The sequence below is a fragment of the Rathayibacter sp. VKM Ac-2835 genome, assembly GCF_013266705.1.
Taxonomy (GTDB): domain Bacteria; phylum Actinomycetota; class Actinomycetes; order Actinomycetales; family Microbacteriaceae; genus Rathayibacter.
In genome coordinates this window covers 752,206-772,070 of record NZ_JABSNQ010000002.1, presented here as the reverse complement: position 1 = coordinate 772,070, position 19,865 = coordinate 752,206, and the positions used below count along the sequence as shown (strand labels likewise).

The following is a 19,865-nucleotide window of genomic DNA, read 5'->3' as shown; positions in this document are numbered from 1 at the left end:
CCGGCAGTCGTCAGCCCGCCGGCAGCTCCACGCGGAAGCTCGTGCGCCCCGGCTCGGACTCGACCAGCACGCGTCCGCCGTGCGCGTCGACCACCGCCGCCACGATCGCGAGGCCCAGCCCCGTCGAGCCGGTCGTCCGCGCGCGGGAGGAGTCGCCGCGGGCGAAGCGCTCGAACAGCACCGGCACCAGCGCCTCGTCGATGCCCGGACCGGAGTCGGTGACCGTCACCACCGCGATCGGCCGGCCGCGCTCGTCCCGGTCCTCGGCGAGCGCCGCGACGACGCGCGTCCCCGGCGGCGTGTGGACGGTGGCGTTCCGCAGCAGGTTCGCGACCACCTGGTGCAGGCGGAAGCCGTCGCCCCGGATCTCGATCGGCTCCTCGGGCAGGCCGAGGTCCCACTCGTGGTCGGGGCCGGCGACGTGGGCGTCCGAGACGGCCTCGATCAGCACCATCGTCAGATCGACCGGCTCCTTCTCGAGATCGCGGCCCTCGTCCAGGCGCGCCAGCAGCAGGAGGTCCTCGACGAGCGAGGTCATCCGGGTCGCCGCCGACTCGATCCGGTCGAGCGAGTACTCCGCCGCCTCGGAGAGCTCGACGTCGCCGCGACGGGGCAGCTCGGCGTAGCCGCGGATGGCCGCGAGCGGCGTGCGCAGCTCGTGCGAGGCGTCGGCGACGAACTGCCGGACCTTGTTCTCGCTGGCCTGGCGCGACTCCAGAGCACCGCCGACGTGGTCGAGCATGCGGTTGAAGGCGGCGCCCACCCGGCCGACCTCGGTGCGGACGTCGGCGTCCTCCTCTGGCACGCGCTCGATCAGCTCGACCTCGCCGCGCTCCAGCGGCAGCTCGGCGACGCGGGTCGCCGTCGCCTCCACCCGCTCGAGCGGGCGCAGCGCCACCCGGATGATCGCGGTCGCGATCAGGGCGACCAGCAGCATCGCGAGCAGGACGACGACGACCACGACGGTGGTGAGGGTGCCGAGCGTCTCCTCCGTCTGGCCGAGCGGGACGCCGACGAGCACGACCGCGCCGTCGACGAGCCGCGCCTCGACCCGGTACTCGCCGAGGGCGCCGCCGAGGTCGAGCGTCGTCGCGTCGCCGAGGCTCTGCACAGCGTCGGCGAGGACGGAGTCGGCGGGCTCGGCGAACTCCCGGCAGGACCCGGAGCTGTCGATGTACGCGCCGGTGTAGGCGCCGGTCGACCCGAGCACCGCGGTGATCGTCTGGGTGTCCTGGTTCGGCCGCCCCGCGAAGTCGCCGCTCGGGCAGGTCGTCGCGCGCTCGATCGCGCTGGAGCCGGCGAACTGGCTCGGCCCGTCGAATCCGGCCAGCCGGTCCAGCGACTCCGAGAGCTGGGTCTCCGCGTTGTCGTAGAGGATCCCGCGCAGGGACAGCACGCTCACCGTGCCGACGATCCCCGCGGTCACCGCGACCAGCGCGACGACGGCGACGACCATGCGGCGCCGCAGCGTCCACGGCGCGCGGCGGGCCGCGTTCGAGCGCCGCAGCGCGGACCGGGTGGCGAAGTCGCCGAGTGTGGGACGCAGCCGCCCGCCCCCGGTCGTCACTGCTCGGCGGGCTTCAGCAGGTAGCCGGCGCCGCGGACCGTGTGGATCATCGGCGAGCGCCCGGCGTCGATCTTCTTGCGGAGGTAGGAGATGTAGATCTCGACCACGCTCGATTTGCCGCCGAAGTCGTACGACCAGACCCGGTCGAGGATCTGCGCCTTGCTCAGCACACGGCGGGGGTTCCGCATCAGGAAGCGCAGCAGCTCGAACTCCGTCGCGGTCAGCTCGATGTCGGTGCCGGCCCGGCGCACCTCGTGGCTGTCCTCGTTCAGGACGAGGTCGCCCACGACGACCTCCGGGTCGTCGACGTCGTTGGCGAGCAGGGTGGAGCGGCGGATCAGCCCGCGCATCCGGGCGACGAGCTCCTCGAGCGAGAACGGCTTGGTGACGTAGTCGTCGCCGCCGGCGGTGAGCCCCGCGATGCGGTCGTCGAGCGCGTCCTTGGCGGTGAGGAAGAGGACCGGGGTCTCGCTGCCGTCGGCGCGGATCCGCTGGAGCACCTGCAGCCCGTCGATGTCGGGCAGCATCACGTCGAGCACGATGACGTCGGGGCGGAACTCGCGGGTGATCGTGATCGCGGAGCGGCCCTCGGCAGCGGTGCGCACCTCCCAGCCCTCGTAGCGCAGCGCCATCTGCAGCAGATCGGTGAGGGTGCTCTCGTCGTCGACGACGAGGACGCGGATCGGCGTGCCGTCCGCTCGCTTGAGGCGGGTGCGCTGCGCGGAGGCGAGGTGCTTCGAAGGGGCCGGGGTGCTCATGACTCCCCAGTATCAGGAGTTTCCTATGAGCACGCTATGCCCGGGCGATGGCCTGGCTGTGCGCGGCCGGAGAGCGACGGCGGCGATGGACGCCCGACCGGCTTTCTCCGAAAGCGGAAGTCCCCCTCTCGTCTCGAGCGGCGAAGCCGCGTCGCGTCTCGGCTGCGAGGAGAAGGACACGGCCGTGCCCCTCTGCATGCTGGTCGAGGAGCCCCGCAGGGGCGCATCGAGACCCGCCGTGACCAACAGGGCTGGCGTGCAGACCCGTCCATCAGGCGGCGGGCGGATCTCGAGACGCCCGCTGCGCGGGCTACTCGATCAGCATGGGCTTGCCGCCCTAGCGCTTCGGCGCCGGCGCCGACTCGTCGGCCGGGTCGGCGTCGAACTCCTCCGGGTCGACGACCGCCGAGCGGGCGTAGCCGCGCACGCGCCGGTCGATGAAGGTCGCGAACCAGAGCAGCACGCCGATCACGAGCAGCACGGCCGCGATCTCGTACTGCGCGATGTCGCGACCGGAGGTGATCGGCAGCACCAGGTAGACGCAGGCGATCGCGCCGAGCACCGGCAGCACGGTCGGCGTCCGGAAGTGCTCGTGCTCGACCGGCTGGCGCCGCAGCACCAGGACCGCGACGTTCACCACCGCGAAGACCGCGAGCAGCAGCAGCGACGTGGTGCCGCCGAGCAGGACCGCGATCGGGTCGGAGGGGTCGCGCGACACGTACGCGGTGAGCAGCAGCGCGAGGACCGTGGTGAACAGGATCGCCGCCCACGGCGTCCGCCGGCCGGCCAGCACGTTCTTCAGGAACGGCGGCAGCACGCCCTGCTTGCTCATCCCGTAGAGCAGTCGGCTGGCCATCATCATGTTGATCAGAGCGCTGTTCGCGACGGCGAAGAGGGAGATGAACGGCAGCAGCGTCGAGATCGGGAAGTCCGGCGCGGCCGTCTCGACGACCGTCACGAGCGGGGTGTCGTTGCCTGCCAGCTCGCCGATCGGCACGATCGCGACGGCCAGCGTCGAGACCAGCACGTAGACGACGGCCGTGATGCCGAGACCGGTCAGCATCACCTTCGGGAAGATGCGGCTCGGATCCTTGGTCTCCTCGGCCATGTTGACCGAGTCCTCGAAGCCGACCATCGCGAAGAAGGCCAGCGAGGTGGCGGTGCTGATCGCGAGCAGCAGCGACTTGTCCTCGGGCGTCTCGAAGGCGACGACCCGGGAGAAGTCGGCCTGGCCGCCGAAGACCGCGAAGAAGCAGACGAGGATCACCAGCAGCAGGCCCGACAGCTCGATCAGGGTGAGCACCACGTTGAGGCCGACGCTCTCGGCGACTCCGCGCAGATTCACCAGCGCGATGCAGACCATGAAGATCAGCGCGATGCTCAGCCGCGTGCCCGCGCCGTCGCCGAGGCCGAAGCCGATCGCGAAGTTGCTCGCGAACGCGCCGGAGGCGGCCGAGGCCGAGGTGATCCCGCTCGCCATCACGGTGAAGCAGACCAGGAAGGTGACGAAGTGGATCCCGAACGCCTTGTGCGCGTAGAGCGCGGCCCCGGCGGCCTGCGGGAACTTGGTCACCAGCTCGAGGTAGGAGCAGGCGGTGAGCGTCGCGACGACGAAGGCGATCACGAACGGCAGCCAGGCGGCACCGCCCACCTCCGAGGCGACCTGCCCGGTCAGGGCGTAGATGCCGGTGCCGAGGATGTCCCCCACCACGAACAGCAGGAGGAGCTTGGGGCCGAGGACCCGCTTGAGCTCGGGAGGTGCCGTCTTCTCGCTGGTCGCCGTCATGATCGCGCCTCCATCGGTTCGTACCGGGTGGCGCGAGCCTAGGGCCGCGCGGGAGGCAGGGGGAAGCCCCGGGGACGGAACGACGGCGCGATCGCGCCCGGGAACGCAGAAGCGCCAGGACCCCGAACCGGTCCTGGCGCTTCTGTGGAGGTGGGGTCAGAGAGGCAGCAGGTTGCAGAGGCCGGTGAAGCCGATGAACTGGTTGCCGAGACCGGTGAGGCGCGCGGTAGCGGAGTTGTTGCCGGCGTTCGACTCGGTGTAGCCGGCCGGGAGGCTGGCCAGGGACAGGGTGAAGTTCGTCGCGACGAAAGCGCCGAGGGCAGCGGTGAACTTCACGGTCACCGACGGAGTGGCAGCACCGATGGTGATCGTGCGGTTCGTCCCGACGAGAACACCGACGGTCGCGGCGGTCGAGGTGAGGGAGACGTTGGCGAGCGACGGACCGGAGAGCGTGAACGTCGTGCCCGCGGGAATGTTCCCGGAGGCAGCTGTGATCGTGAACTCGGGGAACGTGCCGAGCAGACCGACGGTCGCGCAGCTCTTGGAGACGACGATGTCGACGGTCGCGTTCGACGCGGCGGCGGCGGGCGTGGCGATGGCGACGGCGACGACCGGCACGCTCCACGCAGCGGTCTTGGCGAGGTTTCGGCGGGAGATGGAGTTCTCGGGCACGGGTTCCCTTTCGAGAGGAGTGGGGTCGGAGGCCGTGCGTCGGAGGAACCCCCCGCGTCCGGACAAGGGGAAAGCTAGGGAGCTGTCCCCCTTTCGATCCACACCGCCGGAGCCGGCGAGGATCCTTCGCTTCCGTCTGATCCTGGGAGCGCTCTGAACGCGGCCTCTGAGGTCGGACACTCGATTCCGCGCCGTTCCGGGCGCCGCCGCTCGCCGCTCCCACGGCCGAGGGCTCGCCCGCGGTCCGATCCGCCGGGCGCAGGCTCGCCGCGCGGCCCGATCAGGCGTCGCGGAATCGCGCGCCGCTGGCGGGCCCGGACGGATCCGCCGCCGGGTCAGCCGTCGTCGAGGTCCTCCGCGGCGCGACGCAGCCGCAGCAGCACCTGCAGCTCCAGCACCCGCTCCCGCCACTCCCGGCCGAGCAGCCGATCGAGGGCCGCGAGCCGCTGGTGGACGGTGTCGGCGCCAGCACCGCGGGCCGCAACGTCGCGATCCTCGGCCTCGCCACGACCCTTCCGCAGGCGCTCGCTCATCGGCGACTCAAAGACGACAGAGACGACTCGGATAGCCGGCCTTCCTACTGTCGGGACGTCGAGCGGGCCCCTCCGCTCGTCCTCCCCGACCGAAGGACGCCATGTTCGCCACCTATCTCCGGCGAGAGCTGACCAACCGCCGCCGGCAGACGATGATCATCGCCGCCGGTATGGCGCTCGCCATCGCCCTCGTGATCCTCGTCACCTCGTTCTCCGCCGGCGTCCGCAGCGCCCAGGCCTCGGTCCTCGAGTCCGTCTACGGCGTCGGCACCGACATCACCGTGACCCAGGCCGCCGCCGCGCCGACGGAGGGCGAGGCCCCCGGCCAGCGCTTCGACTTCGGCTCCACCGACGGCACGACCGACGACGGCACCACCTCCGTCAGCCAGTCACGCCTCGAGGCCGACCGCGGCACGACCACGTTCGACGCCTCGGCCGTCGCCACCGCGCAGGGCGTGACCGGCGTCTCCGCTGCGATCGGCGTTCTCTCGCTGAACAACACCACCTTCAGCGGGCAGCTGCCCGGCTCCTCCCAGCAGGGCGGCACGGACGGCACCGCGGACCAGGGAGCAGCGGGCACCGCTCCGGCGGCCGGCGAGGCGCCCACGGGCGGCCCGGACGGCGCGGGCGGCTCCTCCTTCGGCGTCGACTCCTTCTCGGTGCTCGGCCTCGACCCGGCCGGCTCCGCGATCGGCCCCCTGGCCGACGTGAGCCTCACCGACGGCCGCACCTTCACCACGGACGACGCGGGCCAGGACGTCGTCGTCGTCGACTCCTCCTACGCGACCACGGCCGCGCTGTCCGTCGGCTCGACCGTCGACATCGGCGGAACCGCCTTCAGCGTGATCGGCATCGTCACGACCGACTCCACGGACGCGAGCACCGCCTCCGACACGTACATCCCGCTCGACGTCGCCCAGACCCTCTCCGGCCAGGCCGGCCTGATCTCCTCCGTCTACGTCCAGGCCGCCTCCTCCGAGGACATCTCCTCGATTCAGACCGCCCTGCAGACCGCGCTGCCCGACGCGACCGTCTCGACGCAGGCCGATCTCGCCTCGAGCGTCTCCGGCTCGCTCTCCACCGCGGGCGACCTGGTCGCGAACCTCGGCACCTGGCTCTCGCTGCTGGTCCTCGCCGCCGCGTTCCTGATCGCGATCCTGTTCACCGTCTCGGGCGTCACTCGGCGCACCCGCGAGTTCGGCACGCTCAAGGCCATCGGCTGGAGCAACGGCGCGATCGTGCGCCAGGTGGCCGGCGAGTCGGTCGTCCAGGGGCTGATCGGCGGCACCGCGGGCATCGTCCTCGGGCTCGTCGGCGTCGTGATCGTCAACCTGATCGCGCCCACGCTCTCGGGCTCCTCCACCGCCACGTCGGCGATGGGCGCCGGTGGTCCCGGCGGCGGCTTCGGCGGAGGCGGCCCCGGCGCCGCGCAGACCGCCGCGGCCACAGAGGTGGCGCTCTCGCTCCCCGTCACCGTGCCGGTGATCCTGCTCGCGGTCGGCCTCGCCGTCCTCGGCGGGCTGCTGGCCGGCGCCCTCGGCGGCTGGCGCGCGTCGCGCCTGCGCCCCGCTGCCGCGCTCCGCTCGGTCGGCTGACCCCCTCGACTCCTCGTCCCCTCGTCCCCGGAAGGACACCCGCATGTACACCCTCACGAACGTCACCAAGAGCTACGACGGCGCCAAGACGACGGTCACCGCGCTGAAGGACGTCACCCTCACGATCCCGGACGGGCAGATGGTCGCGATCCAGGGCCCGACCGGCGGCGGCAAGTCGACGCTGCTGCAGATGCTCGGCGCGCTCGACCGGCCCACCTCGGGCACCGTCGTCCTCGGCGAGCACGAGATCTCCTCGGCGGGCGATGCGCGCCTCGCCGCGATCCGGGCGCGGGAGGTGGGGATCGTCTTCCAGAGCTTCAACCTCATCCCGACGCTCACGGCGCTCGAGAACGTGGAGACGGCCCTCGCTCCCCAGCGCATCCCGCGGGCGGAGCGTGCCGAGCGGGCGAAGGCGGCGCTCGCCTCGGTCGGCCTCGCCGACCGCCTCGACCACCTGCCCGCCGAGCTCTCCGGCGGTCAGCAGCAGCGCGTCGCGATCGCCCGCGCGCTGGTCAAGAACCCGACGGTGCTCCTCGCCGATGAGCCGACCGGCGCCCTCGACGAGGACACCCGCGACGACATCATGACCCTGCTCGAGACCCTCTGGAAGGACCTCGGCCTCACCCTCGTCATCGTCACGCACGACTCCGCCGTCGCCCGCCGCGCCCAGCGCCGCCTGCACCTCAAGGGCGGCCACGTCCGCGACGTCGCCTGACGGCGGAGGAGCACACATGCTGGTCGAGTAGCCCCGCAGGGGCGTATCGAGACCCGCCGCCCCCAACAGGGCGGATCTGCAGACTCACGTCCAGACGTCGGTGGATCTCGATACGCCCGCTGCGCGGGCTACTCGATCAGCAAGTGTGCGGGCACAGCTCGGCGGACGTGTCGCCGACCGCCTCAGCCCGCGTGCTCCCGCAGGAACGCCAGCGCACGCGGCCACGCGTCGGTCGCCGCGTCCGCCCGGTACATGCCCTCGTTCGCGTCGTTGAAGAACGCGTGCCCCGCCCCCGGATACACGACGACCTCCACGTCCTTGCCCGCGGTCGCCTCGCGGATCCCGGGCACCTGCGCCATCAGCGGTTCGTCCTGGTCGCCGTAGAACGCGAGAACCGGCACCCGCAGCGAGCCGAGCTCCTCCGCCGAGGCCGTGTTGTGCCCGTAGAACGGCACCGCCGCGGCCACGCGCGGCTCCGCGAGCGCGAGGGCCCAGCTGAAGGTGCCGCCGTAGCAGAAGCCGGTGACGGAGACGCTCGTCGTCCCCTCCTCGCGCAGGAGCCGCTCGACCAGCGCCCGGAGGATCGCGACCGTCCGCACCGCGTGCTGCGGCGTGAACACGGGGGCGAAGAACGTCCGCAGCTCCACCTGGCGCGGCAGCCGGCGCACCGGGTGGTCGTAGTCCGCGCGCTGCTCGGTCTCGAGCTGCTCGAGCAGCCCGCTGTCGGCGAGCAGCTCGGGCGCGACGACCCGGAAGCCCTCGGCCGCGTACCGGTCGGCGACCGAGCGGATGTGGCCGTCGACCCCCCACACCTCGTGGATCAGGATGAGGACGCGCCCGCCCTCCCCGCTGCAGTACACCGGTACATCGTGGTCGGCCAGGGTCCAGGTCTCATCGCTCGTGGGCATCTGCGCACCCTAGACCCGCGAGCCGGGAGCGCACCCACTGGCGGTCCTCCGGCACGCAGAACCTCGTCCGGCTCGTCGAAACGGCCGACTCCCGCGAGCCGGAGCCGACTCCGCGAGCCGGAGGTGCTCCGGAGTCGCGATTCCCGCGAGCCGGAGCCGTTCCGACGTGCCGGAGGTGACGTGCCGGAGGTGACGTGCCGGAGCTGTCCCGGAGTCGCAGTCAGCCCGCCGCAGGCGTGAGCGGCGGCGCGACGAGGATCTCGTCCCACTCTCCCTCGGGCCTCTCGTAGCGGAAGCCGTGCCGCTCGTAGAGCCGGCGGGCGGCGCTCCCCCGCAGCACGTCGAGCCGGAAGGGCCGATCGGCGCGCCCGTCCTCGAGCATCACCCGCCGGAGGACCGCCCCGCCGATCCCGCGCCCCTGCGCGGCGGTCGCGAGGTAGAAGTGCTCGATCCAGACCGCGTCCTCCTCGAGGCGCGAGGCGATGCAGCCGACGAGCTCGCCGTCCACCTCGATCACGCGGGTGTGCTCCGGCCGGTAGCCGTCCAGGAAGCGGTGACGCACCCGGTGCTCGTCGTAGCGGTCGAGCCGGTCGAGGTCCGGCCGCATCACGACGGCGCGTAGCTCGGCTATGACCGGGGCGTCGTCGAGCGTCCCGGGACGGAGGCTCCAGTGCGCGGCGCGCTCAGCGCCCACGGGGCTTCCGGGTCCGCCGCACCGCCGGCCGCGCGGTCCCGCCGGGCCGGGCGGGCTTCTTCTTCCCGCCGCCCGCCTTCTCGAGCTTCTCCCGCGCCTCGCGGGCCTTCGCCTTCGCCGCCTTCGCGCGCGACTCGACCTTCGGGGTCGCCGCAGTGCCGCGGGTCGTGTTCGCGCTGCGGCCGCGGACGACGCCGATGAAGTCCTCGACGTCGTCGGTCTTGTCCTCGGTCGCCCAGGCGAGGCGGATGCTGGTGGGCGCGACGCCGCTGACCGGGACGACCCGCACGTCCTTCCGGCTGTGCACGCGGGCGACCGACTGCGGCACGATCAGCACGCCGACGCCGGCCGCGACCTGCTCGACCGCGTCGTCGAGTCCGGCCATCCGCGGCAGCGCGCGGCGGGTCCCGTCCGCGATCTCCACGGCGAGCGCCGCCCACTCCGGCACCGTCGCCGGCTCCTGCAGCAGGTGCTCGTCCGCGAGATCGGCGACGTCCATCCCCTCGGCGTCGGCGAAGGCGTGGTCGCGGGGCAGGACCACGACGGGCTGCTCCTCGTAGAGCAGGATCGAGCTGACGGAGTCGCTGCGCACGTCGCCGCGCACGAAGACGATCTGCGCGCGGCCGTCGCGCAGCACCTCCTCCTGCTCGCTCTCGGCGATCGGGAGCACCCGGAGCCGCAGGTCGGGTCGGCGCTCGGCCCAGACGCGGGTCCACTTGGTCGGCGTGACGCCGGGCACCAGCGCGATCAGGAGGGCCGGGCCCTCGGGCTCGGCGACGTCCCGCTCGGCGTCGTCCGGCTCCGCGTCGTCGAGCACGGCGTCGTCCGGCACGGCGTCGTCCGGCTCCGGCGTCTCGAACTCCGTCTGCGCGGCGTCGGCCCCGTCGTCCAGGCCGACCGCGTCCTCGCGGTGTGCCGGCTGCTCGCGGTGGTCCGGCTCGTCGCTCATCCGTCCAGGGTAGGTCCTGCGCGGCCACCGGTAGGGTTGCCGCATGGCCAAGGCGACACAGACGATGAAGGCTGCGACCGCGGCGAAGAAGCTCCAGATCTTCCTCCCCGCGACTCCGGAGGAGTTCCAGGAGTCGGCGATCACGCGCGAGCAGTACGACGACCTCGTCGCGAACCCGCCCGAGTGGCTGACGAAGCTCCGCGAGACCGGTCCGCACCCGCGCCCCGTCATCGCCTCGCGCCTGAACGTCTCCATCTCGGGCCTCGCCCGCGGCGGCATCGACGAGGCGCTGACCACCGAGCAGATCCAGGCCCTCCTCGACGAGGTCCCCGAGTGGCTCCGCGTCGAGCAGAACTGCTACGCCGAGGTCCGCCGCGAGCAGGCCCGCCTGAAGGCCGAGCGCGCCGCCAAGGACGCCGAGTCCGCGTAAGCCGGACTGCCGCGAGATGCCACTTGTGCACGCGACACGCCGTGAGAGGCGTGCACAAGTGGCATCTCGCGGAGGCGGCTAGGCCGGCACGTCCACCCAGGCGCCGGCCGCCGACGCGTCGAGCACGGCGTCCGTGATGCGCGCGGCGCGCAGGCCGTCGGCGAAGGTCGGCAGGCCCTCGACCTCGGCGCCCGCGACGGCGGCGTAGGTGTCCCGGGCGAACGCGGTGAACGCGTCCTGGTAGCCCATCGGATGGCCGCTCGGCACGATCGAGAGCCGCGCCGCATCCGGGCGGAGGATCGACCCGTCGCGCGGAACGAGCGTCGCGCTGTCGCGCCGCCCGACCCACAGCGTCTCCGGCAGCTCCTGCTCGAACCGCAGCGACTCCTCGAGCCCCGACACCTCGAGCACCAGCTCGTTGCGGTGCCCGGCGGTCACCTGCGAGACGAGCAGCGTGCCGACGGCGCCGCCCGCGAGGCGGACGATCACCCCGGCCGCGTCCTCCGTCTCGACGACGCGCCCGCCGCGCTCCGCATGCACCGTGCTCGTGAGCGAGGCGAGCGCCGCGATCCGCTCGCCGGTCACGAACTCGAGCAGATCGACCAGGTGCGAGCCGATGTCGGCGAAGGCGCGCGAGCGCCCGCCCGCCGCCGGGTCGACGCGCCAGTTGTCGTCGGAGGCGCCGAGCAGCCAGTCCTGCAGATAGCTCCCGCGCACCGTCACGAGCCGCCCGGCCTCGCCGGCCGCGACCCGGGCTCGCGCCTCGCGCACCATCGGGTGGAAGCGGTAGGCGAACGGCACCGTGGCGACCACTCCGGCCTCGGCGGCGGCCTCGACGAGCGCCGTCGCCTCCGCCGTCGTCGCCGCGAGCGGCTTCTCGCAGACCACGTGCTTGCCCGCCGCGATCGCCGCGAGCGCGAGCCCGGCGTGCGTCCCGTTCGGCGTGCAGACGTGCACGACGTCGATCGAGTCGTCCTCGATCAGCGCGCGCGCGTCGTCGTGGGCGACCTCGAAGCCGAGCTCTCCGGCCGCCCGCTCCCCCTTCGCGGGGCTCGAAGAGGCGATGCCCGCGAGCACCGCTCCCGCGCTGCGGGCCGCTCGGCTGTGCACGGCGGCCATGAAGCCGCCGCCGAGCACGCCGACCCGCAGGGGTCCGGCCATCAGACGAGCGTCGCTTCGCTCGGGTCCCAGTCCTCCGGCAGAGCGGGGCGCGGCACGACGGTGCTCTCGACGAGCACCTTCTCACCGGTCTCGGCGGCCTCGAGCAGCGACAGCATCACGTCGGTCACGTGGTAGGCCAGGTCGCCCGACGCCGCCTCGGGGCGGTCGGCCCGGATCGCGCGCGCGAGCTCCAGCACACCGGTGCCGCGCGAGGCGGTCGAGCCGGTCGCGGGGATGACCTCGGGCTCGGACCCGCCGCGCCGGTACAGCGTCAGCTCGCCGTCGTGCATGTTCGGGTCGGGCAGCACGAGGGTGCCCTCCGAGCCGTTGATCTCGACGAAGCCCATCCGCGGCAGGCTCGACTCGAAGCTCCAGACGCCCTGCGCCGAGGCGCCCGACTCGAAGCGCAGGAGCCCGCCGATGTGCGTCGGGATCGTGACGGGGAACTCGGTCCCCTCGCGCGGGCCGGAGCCGACGGTGCGGGTCGCGCGCGCCTGCGAGGAGACCGCGGTGACGCTCTCGACCGGGCCGAGGTTCTGCACGAGGGTCGTGATGTAGTACGGCCCCATGTCCAGCAGCGGGCCGCCGCCGGTGGTGAAGAAGAACTCGGGGTTCGGGTGCCAGCCCTCGGGGCCCGGGCCCTGGAAGAGGGTGATCGCCGAGAGCGGCGTGCCGATGGCCCCGCTCTCGATGATGCGCTGCGCGGTCTGCAGGCCGGCGCCGAGGAAGGTGTCGGGCGCCGTGGCGACGCGCAGCCCCTTCTCCTTCGCGAGGGCCAGCAGCTCGACGCCGCTGTCGCGGTCGAGCGAGAACGGCTTCTCGGTCCAGACGTGCTTGCCCGCCTCGACGGCCTTCCGCGCCACCTCGACGTGGGCGGCCGGGATGGTGAGGTTCACGACGATCTCGATGCCGGGGTGCGCGAGCAGCTCGTCCACCGTGCCCGAGGCCGGCACGCCGAAGGCCTCGGCCTGCGCCCGCGCGCGGTCGAGGTCGATGTCGGCGACGAAGAGGACCTCGAGGTCGGGGAAGACGGTGAGGTTGGTCAGGTACTGCGTGCTGATGTTGCCGGCGCCGATGACGCCGACGCCGACGCGCCCGGTGCCGCTCATGCGCCGAGCTCCGAGACGTAGCGGAGGCCGGAGGCGAGGCCCTCGAAGACGTCGCCCGCGTAGGCGTCGAACTCGAGGACGGCCAGGGCCTGCGGGGCGGCGGCGAGGATCGCCGGGACGTCCATCGTGCCCTCGCCCGCGGGCAGCTGCTCGGACGTCTCCTTCGAGATCGGCCCGTCCTTGACGTGCAGGAACTGCACCCCGTCGCCGAGTCGGCCGAGCACCTCGACCGGGTCGTCACCGCCGACCGCGGCCCAGTAGGTGTCCAGCTCGAGGACGATGCGCGGATCGAGCAGGCCCGCGAGGTGCTCGAAGGCGCTGCGGCCGTCGACGCGGTTCTCGAACTCGAAGGCGTGGTTGTGGTAGCCGAGCGCCAGCCCGCGCGACGCGGCGGAGTCGACGAGCGCATTGAGCTCGTCGGCGACTCCAGCGACGGAATCCGCACTGGTCCAGCGCTCCGGGTCGACCATGGGGTCGATCACGGTCTGCACGCCGAGCGAGGCGGCGATGTCGAGGATCTCCTCGACCGGCGCCCCGGTCTCGAGGAGGCGGGCGTGCGCGCTCGGCGCGGTGAGCCCGCTGGCCGGGAGTGCGGAGCGGTAGGCGTCGGCGCGGTTCACGACGTCGAACAGCTCGACCTTCGCGAAGCCGAGGCCGGCGAGCCGGTCGAGCGCGGCGGGCAGGTCGGCGGCGAGCGCGTCGCGGACCGAGTACAGCTGGACGGAGAGGTCTGGGGGTGTGGCCACCGGGGGGTGCTCCTGATCGACGTCGAACATTGGTCCCCCGACCCTACGCGGACTTTTGCTTGCAGCCAAGCAAAACCCCGTCGAGTGGCGCGGGAAAGCGCGCTCCCGACGCGCAGAAGACGTGTTCGCTGTGGTTGACTCCAGCCATGTCCCCGCGTCGCCGCTCCTCGATCAGCGCGGTGGGCGAGCTGCTGCTCCTGCTGTCCGACGGGGCGCCGCGCACCCGGGCCGACGTCGTCGCCGAGACCGGCCTGCCGCGGGCCGCCGTCTCCTCCCAGCTCGACGCGCTGATCGCCACCGGACTCGTCGCCCGCCGCGACGACGCCCCCTCCTCCGGCGGGCGCCCGGCCGGCCGCGTCGCCTTCGACGCCCGCGCGCGCAGCCTCCTCGTCATCGACTTCGGCGCCGCGCACGCGACCGTCGCCCTCACCGACCTCGACGGCCGGGTGCTGGCGGAGCGCCGCGAGGCGATCGCGATCGCCGACGGCCCGCAGATCGTCCTCGGTCACGCCCTCGACGTCGCCGGCGCGCTGCTCCAGGAGGCTCCCGGCGCCGGTCCGCTCGCGGGCGTCGGCGTCGGCGTCCCCGGCCCGGTCGAGCACGCGACCGGCCGCCCGGTGAAGCCGCCGATCATGCCCGGCTGGGACCGCTTCGACATCCCGTCGTCCGTCGCCCGCAGCCTCCCCGTGCCGGTCCTCGTGGACAACGACGTGAACCTCCTCGCCCTCGGCGAGCACGCCGCCCACTACTCCGACGTCGACGACCTCCTCTACGTGAAGGTCTCCACCGGCATCGGCGCCGGCATCGTCAGCGGCGGCGCCCTCCAGCGCGGGGCCCTCGGCGCGGCGGGCGACCTCGGCCACGTGCAGGTGCCCGGCGACCGCGGCGAGGCCGACCTCGAGGCCATCGCGAGCGGCTCGGCCATCGCCCGCCGCCTCACCGCCGCGGGCCTGCACACGGCCGCGGGACTGCCGGTCTCGAGCACCTCCGATGTCGTCGCCCTGCTCACCGCGGGCGAGCCGACCACCGTCGAGCTGACCCGCGCCGCCGGCCGCGACCTCGGCGAGGTGCTCGCGACCTGCGTCAACCTGCTCAACCCCTCCGTCATCGTCATCGGCGGCAGCATCGCGGAGGCGAGCCACGAGGTTCTCGCCGGCGTCCGCGAGGTGGTCTACCGCCGCTCACTCCCCCTGGCGACCCGCGCCCTCGACATCGTGCAGGCCTCCGGCGACACCGGCGGCGGCGTCCGCGGCGCCGCCCTGATGGTCCGCCGCCACCTGCTCTCCCCCGCCGAGGTCGACGCCTTCCTCGGCGCCTGACCCCGCCGCGCACCCGCGCCGACCTCCCTCCGGCGACGGCGTGCCGGTTGGGCAGGACGGCCGAACAGGCAGAGAATGAATCGGTGCCCGATCTGCAGCTCTCGTTCCCCTGGGAGACGCAGCCCGTCTTCGTGGACGCGAAGCCGCCGCACCTCCGCCGGGTCGTCGCCGACTCCTCCGACCGCGTCGCCTGGCTGCGCGCCCGCTCGCGGGGCATCACCGCGACCGACGTCGCGCGCCTGTCCTCCCCCGCGGCCATCGACCGCGCCGCGCTCGACAAGCTCTACGGCTCGAGCTTCAGCGGCAACGCCTTCACCGACCACGGCCGCGCCCGCGAGCCGGAGATCGCCGCCTGGGTGCTCCGCGAGCACGCCATCGAGCCGAGCAGCACCCTCTTCCACGCGAGTCAGGAGCGCCGCCACCTGGCCACTCCCGACGGCATCGGCCTCCGCGAGGACGGCCGCCTCGAGCTCTGCGAGATCAAGACGACCTCGAAGCAGTGGCGCAGCATCCCGCGCCACTACCTGCGCCAGGTCTTCTGGCAGCAGTACGTCCTCGGCGCCGAGCGCACTCTCGTCGTCTGGGAGCAGCACCGCGACTTCGTCCCGATCGACGCCGTCCCCGAGTTCCGCTGGGTCGACCGCGACGAGGACGAGATCCACGTGCTGGTCCGCCTCGCCGGCATGCTGATGGCCGAGCTGCACGAGAGAACGCGCGCGGGCCGGCGGTGACCGCCCTGCTCCTGCACGGCCTGGGCGGCGACCGCTCCCAGCCGCTCGGCCTCCTGCGCGCGGCCCTGCCGGCCGGCACCGAGGTCATCGCGCCCGACGTCCGCGCCCACGGCGCCTCCGAGCTGATCGGCGGCGCCGCCGACTTCTCGCTCGACGCCCTGGCCGACGAGGTCACCGAGCACGTGATCCGGGCCGGAGCAGCGCACAAGCCGCTCACCGTCCTCGGCATCTCGATGGGCGCCGCGATCGCGCTGCGCCTCGCGAGCCGGAAGGTCCTCCCGATCGACCGCGCGGTGTTCGTCCGCCCCGCCTTCACGGCGGAGCCGCTGCCGGACAACCTCACAGTCTTCCCCGTCATCGCACAGCTGCTGCACGACCACGGCGCCAAGCGCGGCGAGCGGCTCTTCCGCGCGTCCGGCCTCTTCGAGCGCGCGGCCCAGGTGTCGCCCGCGTCGGCAGACGCGCTCTGCCTGCAGTTCCGGTCGCCGCAGGCACAGGAGCGGGCCGTCCGCCTGGCCGAGATCCCCCGCAACGCCGCCTACCGCGACTCCGGCGAGCTCGGCGGGGTCATCGCGCGCACGCTGGTGATCGCGGCCGACCGCGACCCGGTGCACCCCGTGGCGGTCGCGGAGCAGTGGGCTAGGGCTCTTCCGAACGCAGACCTCGAGCGGGTCCCGTCGCGGGACGCCGGTCTGGCGCAGCAGCAGGAGCGGATCCGCGGCCACGTCCGGGAGTGGCTCGGCCGCTGAGCTCCTCGCCGGCCAGCCCACCCTTGAACTCCTCGCCAGCGAGCCCACCCTTGAACTCCTCGCCCGCCAGGACGAGCCCGACGACGGCCAGCCAGAGCACCGCGATCGCCGTCGCGACGAACTCGAGGGTGCCGCCGACTCCCAGCCACAGCCGCAGCAGCGAGAAGATCGCGCCGGTCCCTGCCACCAGGGCCACCGCGACGCCCGCGACCAGTGACAGCCGGGCGACCCCGGGCCGCTCCCGCGCCGTGGCGAGCTGCAGCATCGCCAGGCACGCCGCGGAGAAGCCGAGCACCGCGGCCGACGTGTGGATCAGGTCCTGCCAGCTGAACGCCGGACCGACCGGCAGCGGGCAGCCCGCCGAGCAGGTCACCTGCGAGGCGAGCGCGAAGCACAGCGCGGCGAGGAGGATCGCCAGCGCCGGCCGGAAGCCGGGCAGCAGCCGCGTCCGCACCGCTCGCGCCCCGACGGCGATGGCGACGCCGCCGGCCGCGACCAGCAGCAGGGCGACGCGGAAGGTTCCCGCCGTCGGCAGGTCCGGTGCGCCCATCTCGCTGACGTAGACCCAGCGGCTGGTGCCGATGCTGAAGCGCGCGGCGAGCAGCAGGGCGAGCCCCGCGAGGACCAGGAGCGCTCCGGCCACGAGAAGGGGACCGTTCGCTCGTCGTCGCACCTGCTCATGGTGCCAGACCGCACCGGGGGTGCCGCTCAGGAGGCGGGTCACCGCCCTGCCCTCCCGTACGGGGGACACAGAGGCTTTCTTCTCGGAGGGGTGACACCGCCGAAACAGCCCGGACTCATTACCGGGCTTGACTGAACGCGGCGCGCGGAAGCGGGGTCGGTCGGGGCGGACAGCCGCCTCCCGCCTGCTCGAAGGACCACCGGCGCCGGATCAGGAAAGGGCGATGATGCACAACAGCGCGCTCGGCCACGGCCTCGCGATCGGCGACATCCCGGAGGAGGTGGTGCTCCCCGACACGATGACGGCGGCGGTCATCGACGCCCCGGGCGACTGCTCGGTCCTCCACCTGGCGACGGTGCCCACGCCGACCGCGATCAACGCCGAGTTCGCCGTCAAGGTGATCGCGGCGGGAGTGAACCCGCTCGATGTGAAGACGCGAGCGGGCAAGGGAGTCGCCGCGCAGATCCCCTCCTACCCGGCGGTGCTCGGCCACGACTTCTCCGGCATCGTCGTCTCGAGTCCGTACCCGGCGCACCCGCTGCGCCCCGGCGACGAGGTCTACGGCTTCGTGATGGTGCCGCGCTACTCCGGCTCCTACGCGGAGTACGTCAGCGTCCCGAGCGTCTCGCTGGCCCGCAAGCCGTCGACGCTCTCGCACGTCGAGGCGGCGGGGGTGCCGCTCGCCGCTCTGACCGCCTGGGGCATGGTCGTCGAGCTGGCGAAGGCGCACGAGGGCCAGCGGATCCTGATCCACGCCGGGTCGGGCGGCGTCGGTCACTTCGCGGTGCAGTTCGCCGCCTACTTCGGCGCGTCGGTGATCGCGACCGGCTCGACCCGCAATCTGCAGTGGCTCCGCGAGCTCGGCGCCGACCAGGTCATCGACCACACCACCGAGCGCTTCGACGAGCTGCTGTCCGGCGTCGACGTGGTGATCGACCTCGTCGGCAACGTGCACGACAGCACCGGCTCCCGCTCACTGTCGGTGCTGCGCCCCGGCGGGCTGATCGTCAACGCGCCGACCGGCAGCTGGCCCGAGTTCTTCGAGGAGGCGGCCGCCGCGGGCGTGCGCGCCTCCACCTTCCGGGTCGCTCCCGACGGCGCGACCCTCGGCGTCGTCTCGCGCCTGCTCGAATCCGGCGACGTCCGCGTCTTCATCGACGGCGTCTACCCGCTCTCCTGCGCCGGCGAGGCGCACGCGCAGCTCGAGACCGGCCACACCCGCGGCAAGCTCGTCCTCACGGTCGCCGAGGGCTGACCCCCTCCCCGCCGCGAGATGCCACTTGTGCACGCGACACGCCGTGTCCGGCGTGCACAAGTGGCATCTCGCGGCGGGGAGCAGGGCGTCAGGGCAGGGGGCGCTCGAGGACGAAGTCCTCCTCGAGCCGGCCGCCGACGAGGAAGTGCCGGAGGGCGACGGGCGCGAAGCCGTGCTTCGCGTAGAAGCGACGCGCGCGCTCGTTCTCCTGGTTCACGCCCAGCCAGACGCTGAGGGCGCCGATCGCGCGCGCCTCGTCGAGGGTCGCGGCCATCAGCCGCGCCGCGATCCCCGAGCCGTGACGGTCGGGCAGCGCGTAGCACTTGCTGAGCTCGATCGTCGGCCGGACCGTGACCGCGACCTCCGCCTCGGGGTCGGACGGCTCGCCCCGCACGAGCATCGTGTAGCCGAGCGCGCGCGAGTCGTCCTCCGCGAGGAACAGCACGCGACAGGGGTCGGCGAGGTAGCCGCGGAACCGCTCGACCGACAGCACGGTCCGGATGAAGTCGGCCTTCGCCTCCTCGGTGACGTGCGGAGGGCAGGCGAGCGGGAACGTCGCAGCGGCGACCGCCGCGAGCTCCTCCGCGTCAGCGGGCTCTGCGCGGCGGACGGTCACGGGGTCGGCGCTCGGGTGGAGGGAGTCGGACACGCCGTTCAGTATGCCCGGCGCGCGCGGCTCCCCCGGGACGACGAAGGAGGGGACCCGCCGAAGCGGATCCCCTCCTGTCACTGCCTGCGCAGCTCAGTGCTGTGCCGAGGCTCAGGCCAGGACGTTGACGTCCAGCGGGATGCCGGGGCCGAAGGTCGTCGAGACGGCGGCCTTCTGGATGTAGCGGCCCTTCGAGGAGGACGGCTTCAGGCGGACGATCTCGTCGAGAGCCGTCTTGAAGTTCTCCTGGAGCTGCTCCTCCGTGAAGGCGGCCTTGCCGACGACGAGGTGCACGTTGGCGTGCTTGTCGACGCGGAACTCGATCTTTCCGCCCTTGATCTCGGTCACGGCGCGCGCCACGTCCGGGGTCACGGTGCCGGTCTTCGGGTTGGGCATGAGGCCGCGGGGGCCGAGCACCTTTCCGAGACGGCCGACCTGGCCCATGAGCTCCGGGGTCGAGACCGCGGAGTCGAACGAGGTGTAGCCGCCGGCGACCTTCTCGATGAGCTCGGCGCCGCCGACCTCGTCGGCGCCCGCGGCGATCGCGGCCTCAGCGGCCGGACCGGTCGCGAACACGATGACGCGGGCGGTCTTGCCCGTGCCGTGCGGCAGGATGACCGTGCCGCGGACCATCTGGTCGGCCTTGCGCGGGTCGACCCCGAGCTTGAGCGCGACCTCGACGGTGCTGTTGAACTTCGCCGAGCCGGTCTCGCGCGCGAGCGCGACGGCCTCGTCGGCGGTGTAGAACTTGCCCTCTTCGAGCTTGGCGGCGGCGGCCCGGTAGGCCTTCGACTTCTGTGCCATGTTGTTTCTCCTTGAAACGAGAATGTGGTTCTAGAGCCTGGCGGGCTCTCCCA

21 protein-coding genes are annotated in these 19,865 nt (G+C 73.0%); 7 read left to right on the top strand and 14 right to left on the bottom strand.

The window, feature by feature from the left end; all coding sequences use genetic code 11:
- Positions 1 to 10 precede the first annotated feature (10 nt).
- The 5 genes from HRK28_RS20565 to HRK28_RS11425 all read right to left on the bottom strand — a co-directional run bounded on the left by HRK28_RS20565 (position 11) and on the right by HRK28_RS11425 (position 5,316).
- Positions 11 to 1,567: a HAMP domain-containing sensor histidine kinase gene (locus HRK28_RS20565; RefSeq protein WP_217274654.1), complete on the bottom strand. Its 1,557-nt coding sequence runs from the start codon at positions 1,565 to 1,567 to the stop codon at positions 11 to 13.
- Positions 1,564 to 2,325 (bottom strand): response regulator transcription factor, encoded by a 762-nt coding sequence (locus tag HRK28_RS11440; RefSeq protein ID WP_159984019.1) that lies wholly within the window; start codon positions 2,323 to 2,325, stop codon positions 1,564 to 1,566. Before HRK28_RS11440 ends, HRK28_RS20565 begins: the two co-directional genes overlap by 4 nt.
- A gap of 337 nt (positions 2,326 to 2,662) precedes the next feature.
- Positions 2,663 to 4,111 (bottom strand): APC family permease, encoded by a 1,449-nt coding sequence (locus HRK28_RS11435; protein ID WP_173251589.1) that lies wholly within the window; start codon positions 4,109 to 4,111, stop codon positions 2,663 to 2,665.
- A gap of 156 nt (positions 4,112 to 4,267) precedes the next feature.
- Complete coding sequence (locus HRK28_RS11430) at positions 4,268 to 4,783, bottom strand: hypothetical protein (protein ID WP_173251588.1); 516 nt, start codon at positions 4,781 to 4,783, stop codon at positions 4,268 to 4,270.
- Positions 4,784 to 5,118: 335 nt separating this feature from the next.
- Positions 5,119 to 5,316: a hypothetical protein gene (locus HRK28_RS11425; protein WP_173251586.1), complete on the bottom strand. Its 198-nt coding sequence runs from the start codon at positions 5,314 to 5,316 to the stop codon at positions 5,119 to 5,121.
- Positions 5,317 to 5,417: 101 nt separating this feature from the next.
- Between HRK28_RS11425 and HRK28_RS11420 the strand changes: the two genes are divergently transcribed.
- Both HRK28_RS11420 and HRK28_RS11415 read left to right on the top strand, forming a co-directional pair.
- Positions 5,418 to 6,911 carry an ABC transporter permease gene (locus HRK28_RS11420; RefSeq protein ID WP_173251584.1) on the top strand — a complete coding sequence of 498 codons (1,494 nt, stop codon included), beginning with the start codon at positions 5,418 to 5,420 and terminating at the stop codon, positions 6,909 to 6,911.
- A gap of 43 nt (positions 6,912 to 6,954) precedes the next feature.
- On the top strand, positions 6,955 to 7,626 hold the full coding sequence (locus tag HRK28_RS11415) for an ABC transporter ATP-binding protein (RefSeq protein ID WP_173251582.1): 672 nt from the start codon (positions 6,955 to 6,957) through the stop codon (positions 7,624 to 7,626).
- Positions 7,627 to 7,808: 182 nt separating this feature from the next.
- Here the strand turns inward: HRK28_RS11415 and HRK28_RS11410 are convergent, their stop codons facing one another.
- The 3 genes from HRK28_RS11410 to HRK28_RS11400 all read right to left on the bottom strand — a co-directional run bounded on the left by HRK28_RS11410 (position 7,809) and on the right by HRK28_RS11400 (position 10,177).
- Positions 7,809 to 8,534 (bottom strand): dienelactone hydrolase family protein, encoded by a 726-nt coding sequence (locus HRK28_RS11410; RefSeq protein WP_173251581.1) that lies wholly within the window; start codon positions 8,532 to 8,534, stop codon positions 7,809 to 7,811.
- Between the two features lie 220 nt (positions 8,535 to 8,754).
- Positions 8,755 to 9,228: a GNAT family N-acetyltransferase gene (locus HRK28_RS11405; protein ID WP_367948408.1), complete on the bottom strand. Its 474-nt coding sequence runs from the start codon at positions 9,226 to 9,228 to the stop codon at positions 8,755 to 8,757.
- Complete coding sequence (locus tag HRK28_RS11400; protein WP_173251580.1) at positions 9,218 to 10,177, bottom strand: LysR family substrate-binding domain-containing protein; 960 nt, start codon at positions 10,175 to 10,177, stop codon at positions 9,218 to 9,220. Before HRK28_RS11400 ends, HRK28_RS11405 begins: the two co-directional genes overlap by 11 nt.
- A 43-nt stretch (positions 10,178 to 10,220) precedes the next feature.
- On the opposite strand from HRK28_RS11400, the gene HRK28_RS11395 reads away from it, so the two are divergent.
- Positions 10,221 to 10,607 (top strand): DUF5997 family protein, encoded by a 387-nt coding sequence (locus HRK28_RS11395; RefSeq protein ID WP_173251579.1) that lies wholly within the window; start codon positions 10,221 to 10,223, stop codon positions 10,605 to 10,607.
- Between the two features lie 78 nt (positions 10,608 to 10,685).
- Here the strand turns inward: HRK28_RS11395 and HRK28_RS11390 are convergent, their stop codons facing one another.
- From HRK28_RS11390 to HRK28_RS11380, 3 genes are read right to left on the bottom strand one after another with little or no spacing between them, the layout of a single operon-like run.
- Positions 10,686 to 11,768 (bottom strand): Gfo/Idh/MocA family protein, encoded by a 1,083-nt coding sequence (locus HRK28_RS11390; protein ID WP_173251578.1) that lies wholly within the window; start codon positions 11,766 to 11,768, stop codon positions 10,686 to 10,688.
- Positions 11,768 to 12,877 carry a Gfo/Idh/MocA family protein gene (locus tag HRK28_RS11385; protein ID WP_173251577.1) on the bottom strand — a complete coding sequence of 370 codons (1,110 nt, stop codon included), beginning with the start codon at positions 12,875 to 12,877 and terminating at the stop codon, positions 11,768 to 11,770. Before HRK28_RS11385 ends, HRK28_RS11390 begins: the two co-directional genes overlap by 1 nt.
- A complete protein-coding gene (locus tag HRK28_RS11380) occupies positions 12,874 to 13,623 on the bottom strand; it encodes a sugar phosphate isomerase/epimerase family protein (RefSeq protein ID WP_367948407.1) in 750 nt (249 codons plus the stop codon). Before HRK28_RS11380 ends, HRK28_RS11385 begins: the two co-directional genes overlap by 4 nt.
- Positions 13,624 to 13,769: 146 nt before the next feature.
- On the opposite strand from HRK28_RS11380, the gene HRK28_RS11375 reads away from it, so the two are divergent.
- The 3 genes from HRK28_RS11375 to HRK28_RS11365 all read left to right on the top strand — a co-directional run bounded on the left by HRK28_RS11375 (position 13,770) and on the right by HRK28_RS11365 (position 16,422).
- On the top strand, positions 13,770 to 14,942 hold the full coding sequence (locus HRK28_RS11375) for an ROK family protein (protein WP_173251574.1): 1,173 nt from the start codon (positions 13,770 to 13,772) through the stop codon (positions 14,940 to 14,942).
- Positions 14,943 to 15,073: 131 nt separating this feature from the next.
- Positions 15,074 to 15,673: a YqaJ viral recombinase family protein gene (locus HRK28_RS11370; protein ID WP_243581359.1), complete on the top strand. Its 600-nt coding sequence runs from the start codon at positions 15,074 to 15,076 to the stop codon at positions 15,671 to 15,673.
- Positions 15,670 to 16,422, top strand: a complete 753-nt coding sequence (locus HRK28_RS11365) for an alpha/beta fold hydrolase (RefSeq protein ID WP_173251573.1) — start codon at positions 15,670 to 15,672, stop codon at positions 16,420 to 16,422. The genes HRK28_RS11370 and HRK28_RS11365 overlap by 4 nt, the downstream gene beginning before the upstream one ends.
- On the opposite strand, the gene HRK28_RS11360 is transcribed toward HRK28_RS11365, so the two are convergent.
- Positions 16,313 to 17,146: a DUF998 domain-containing protein gene (locus HRK28_RS11360; RefSeq protein WP_367948406.1), complete on the bottom strand. Its 834-nt coding sequence runs from the start codon at positions 17,144 to 17,146 to the stop codon at positions 16,313 to 16,315. The genes HRK28_RS11365 and HRK28_RS11360 overlap by 110 nt on opposite strands.
- Before the next feature lie 256 nt (positions 17,147 to 17,402).
- On the opposite strand from HRK28_RS11360, the gene HRK28_RS11355 reads away from it, so the two are divergent.
- Positions 17,403 to 18,359 (top strand): NADP-dependent oxidoreductase, encoded by a 957-nt coding sequence (locus HRK28_RS11355; RefSeq protein WP_173251996.1) that lies wholly within the window; start codon positions 17,403 to 17,405, stop codon positions 18,357 to 18,359.
- A gap of 88 nt (positions 18,360 to 18,447) precedes the next feature.
- Here the strand turns inward: HRK28_RS11355 and HRK28_RS11350 are convergent, their stop codons facing one another.
- Entirely contained in the window at positions 18,448 to 19,008 is a 561-nt protein-coding gene (locus tag HRK28_RS11350) for an N-acetyltransferase family protein (protein ID WP_367948405.1), read from the bottom strand.
- Positions 19,009 to 19,119: 111 nt separating this feature from the next.
- Positions 19,120 to 19,812, bottom strand: a complete 693-nt coding sequence (rplA, locus tag HRK28_RS11345) for a 50S ribosomal protein L1 (RefSeq protein ID WP_123447821.1) — start codon at positions 19,810 to 19,812, stop codon at positions 19,120 to 19,122.
- Positions 19,813 to 19,865: the final 53 nt, after the last annotated feature.

Excerpts from the sequence above, each read along its gene's own strand:
- HRK28_RS11440 (WP_159984019.1), bottom strand. The coding sequence starts at position 2,325 with ATGAGCACCCCGGCCCCTTCGAAGCACCTCGCCTCCGCGCAGCGCACC.
- HRK28_RS11435 (WP_173251589.1), bottom strand. The coding sequence starts at position 4,111 with ATGACGGCGACCAGCGAGAAGACGGCACCTCCCGAGCTCAAGCGGGTC.
- HRK28_RS11425 (WP_173251586.1), bottom strand. The coding sequence starts at position 5,316 with ATGAGCGAGCGCCTGCGGAAGGGTCGTGGCGAGGCCGAGGATCGCGAC.
- HRK28_RS11420 (WP_173251584.1), top strand. The coding sequence starts at position 5,418 with ATGTTCGCCACCTATCTCCGGCGAGAGCTGACCAACCGCCGCCGGCAG.
- HRK28_RS11415 (WP_173251582.1), top strand. The coding sequence starts at position 6,955 with ATGTACACCCTCACGAACGTCACCAAGAGCTACGACGGCGCCAAGACG.
- HRK28_RS11410 (WP_173251581.1), bottom strand. The coding sequence starts at position 8,534 with ATGCCCACGAGCGATGAGACCTGGACCCTGGCCGACCACGATGTACCG.
- HRK28_RS11400 (WP_173251580.1), bottom strand. The coding sequence starts at position 10,177 with ATGAGCGACGAGCCGGACCACCGCGAGCAGCCGGCACACCGCGAGGAC.
- HRK28_RS11395 (WP_173251579.1), top strand. The coding sequence starts at position 10,221 with ATGGCCAAGGCGACACAGACGATGAAGGCTGCGACCGCGGCGAAGAAG.
- HRK28_RS11390 (WP_173251578.1), bottom strand. The coding sequence starts at position 11,768 with ATGGCCGGACCCCTGCGGGTCGGCGTGCTCGGCGGCGGCTTCATGGCC.
- HRK28_RS11385 (WP_173251577.1), bottom strand. The coding sequence starts at position 12,877 with ATGAGCGGCACCGGGCGCGTCGGCGTCGGCGTCATCGGCGCCGGCAAC.
- HRK28_RS11375 (WP_173251574.1), top strand. The coding sequence starts at position 13,770 with ATGTCCCCGCGTCGCCGCTCCTCGATCAGCGCGGTGGGCGAGCTGCTG.
- HRK28_RS11355 (WP_173251996.1), top strand. The coding sequence starts at position 17,403 with ATGACGGCGGCGGTCATCGACGCCCCGGGCGACTGCTCGGTCCTCCAC.
- rplA (WP_123447821.1), bottom strand. The coding sequence starts at position 19,812 with ATGGCACAGAAGTCGAAGGCCTACCGGGCCGCCGCCGCCAAGCTCGAA.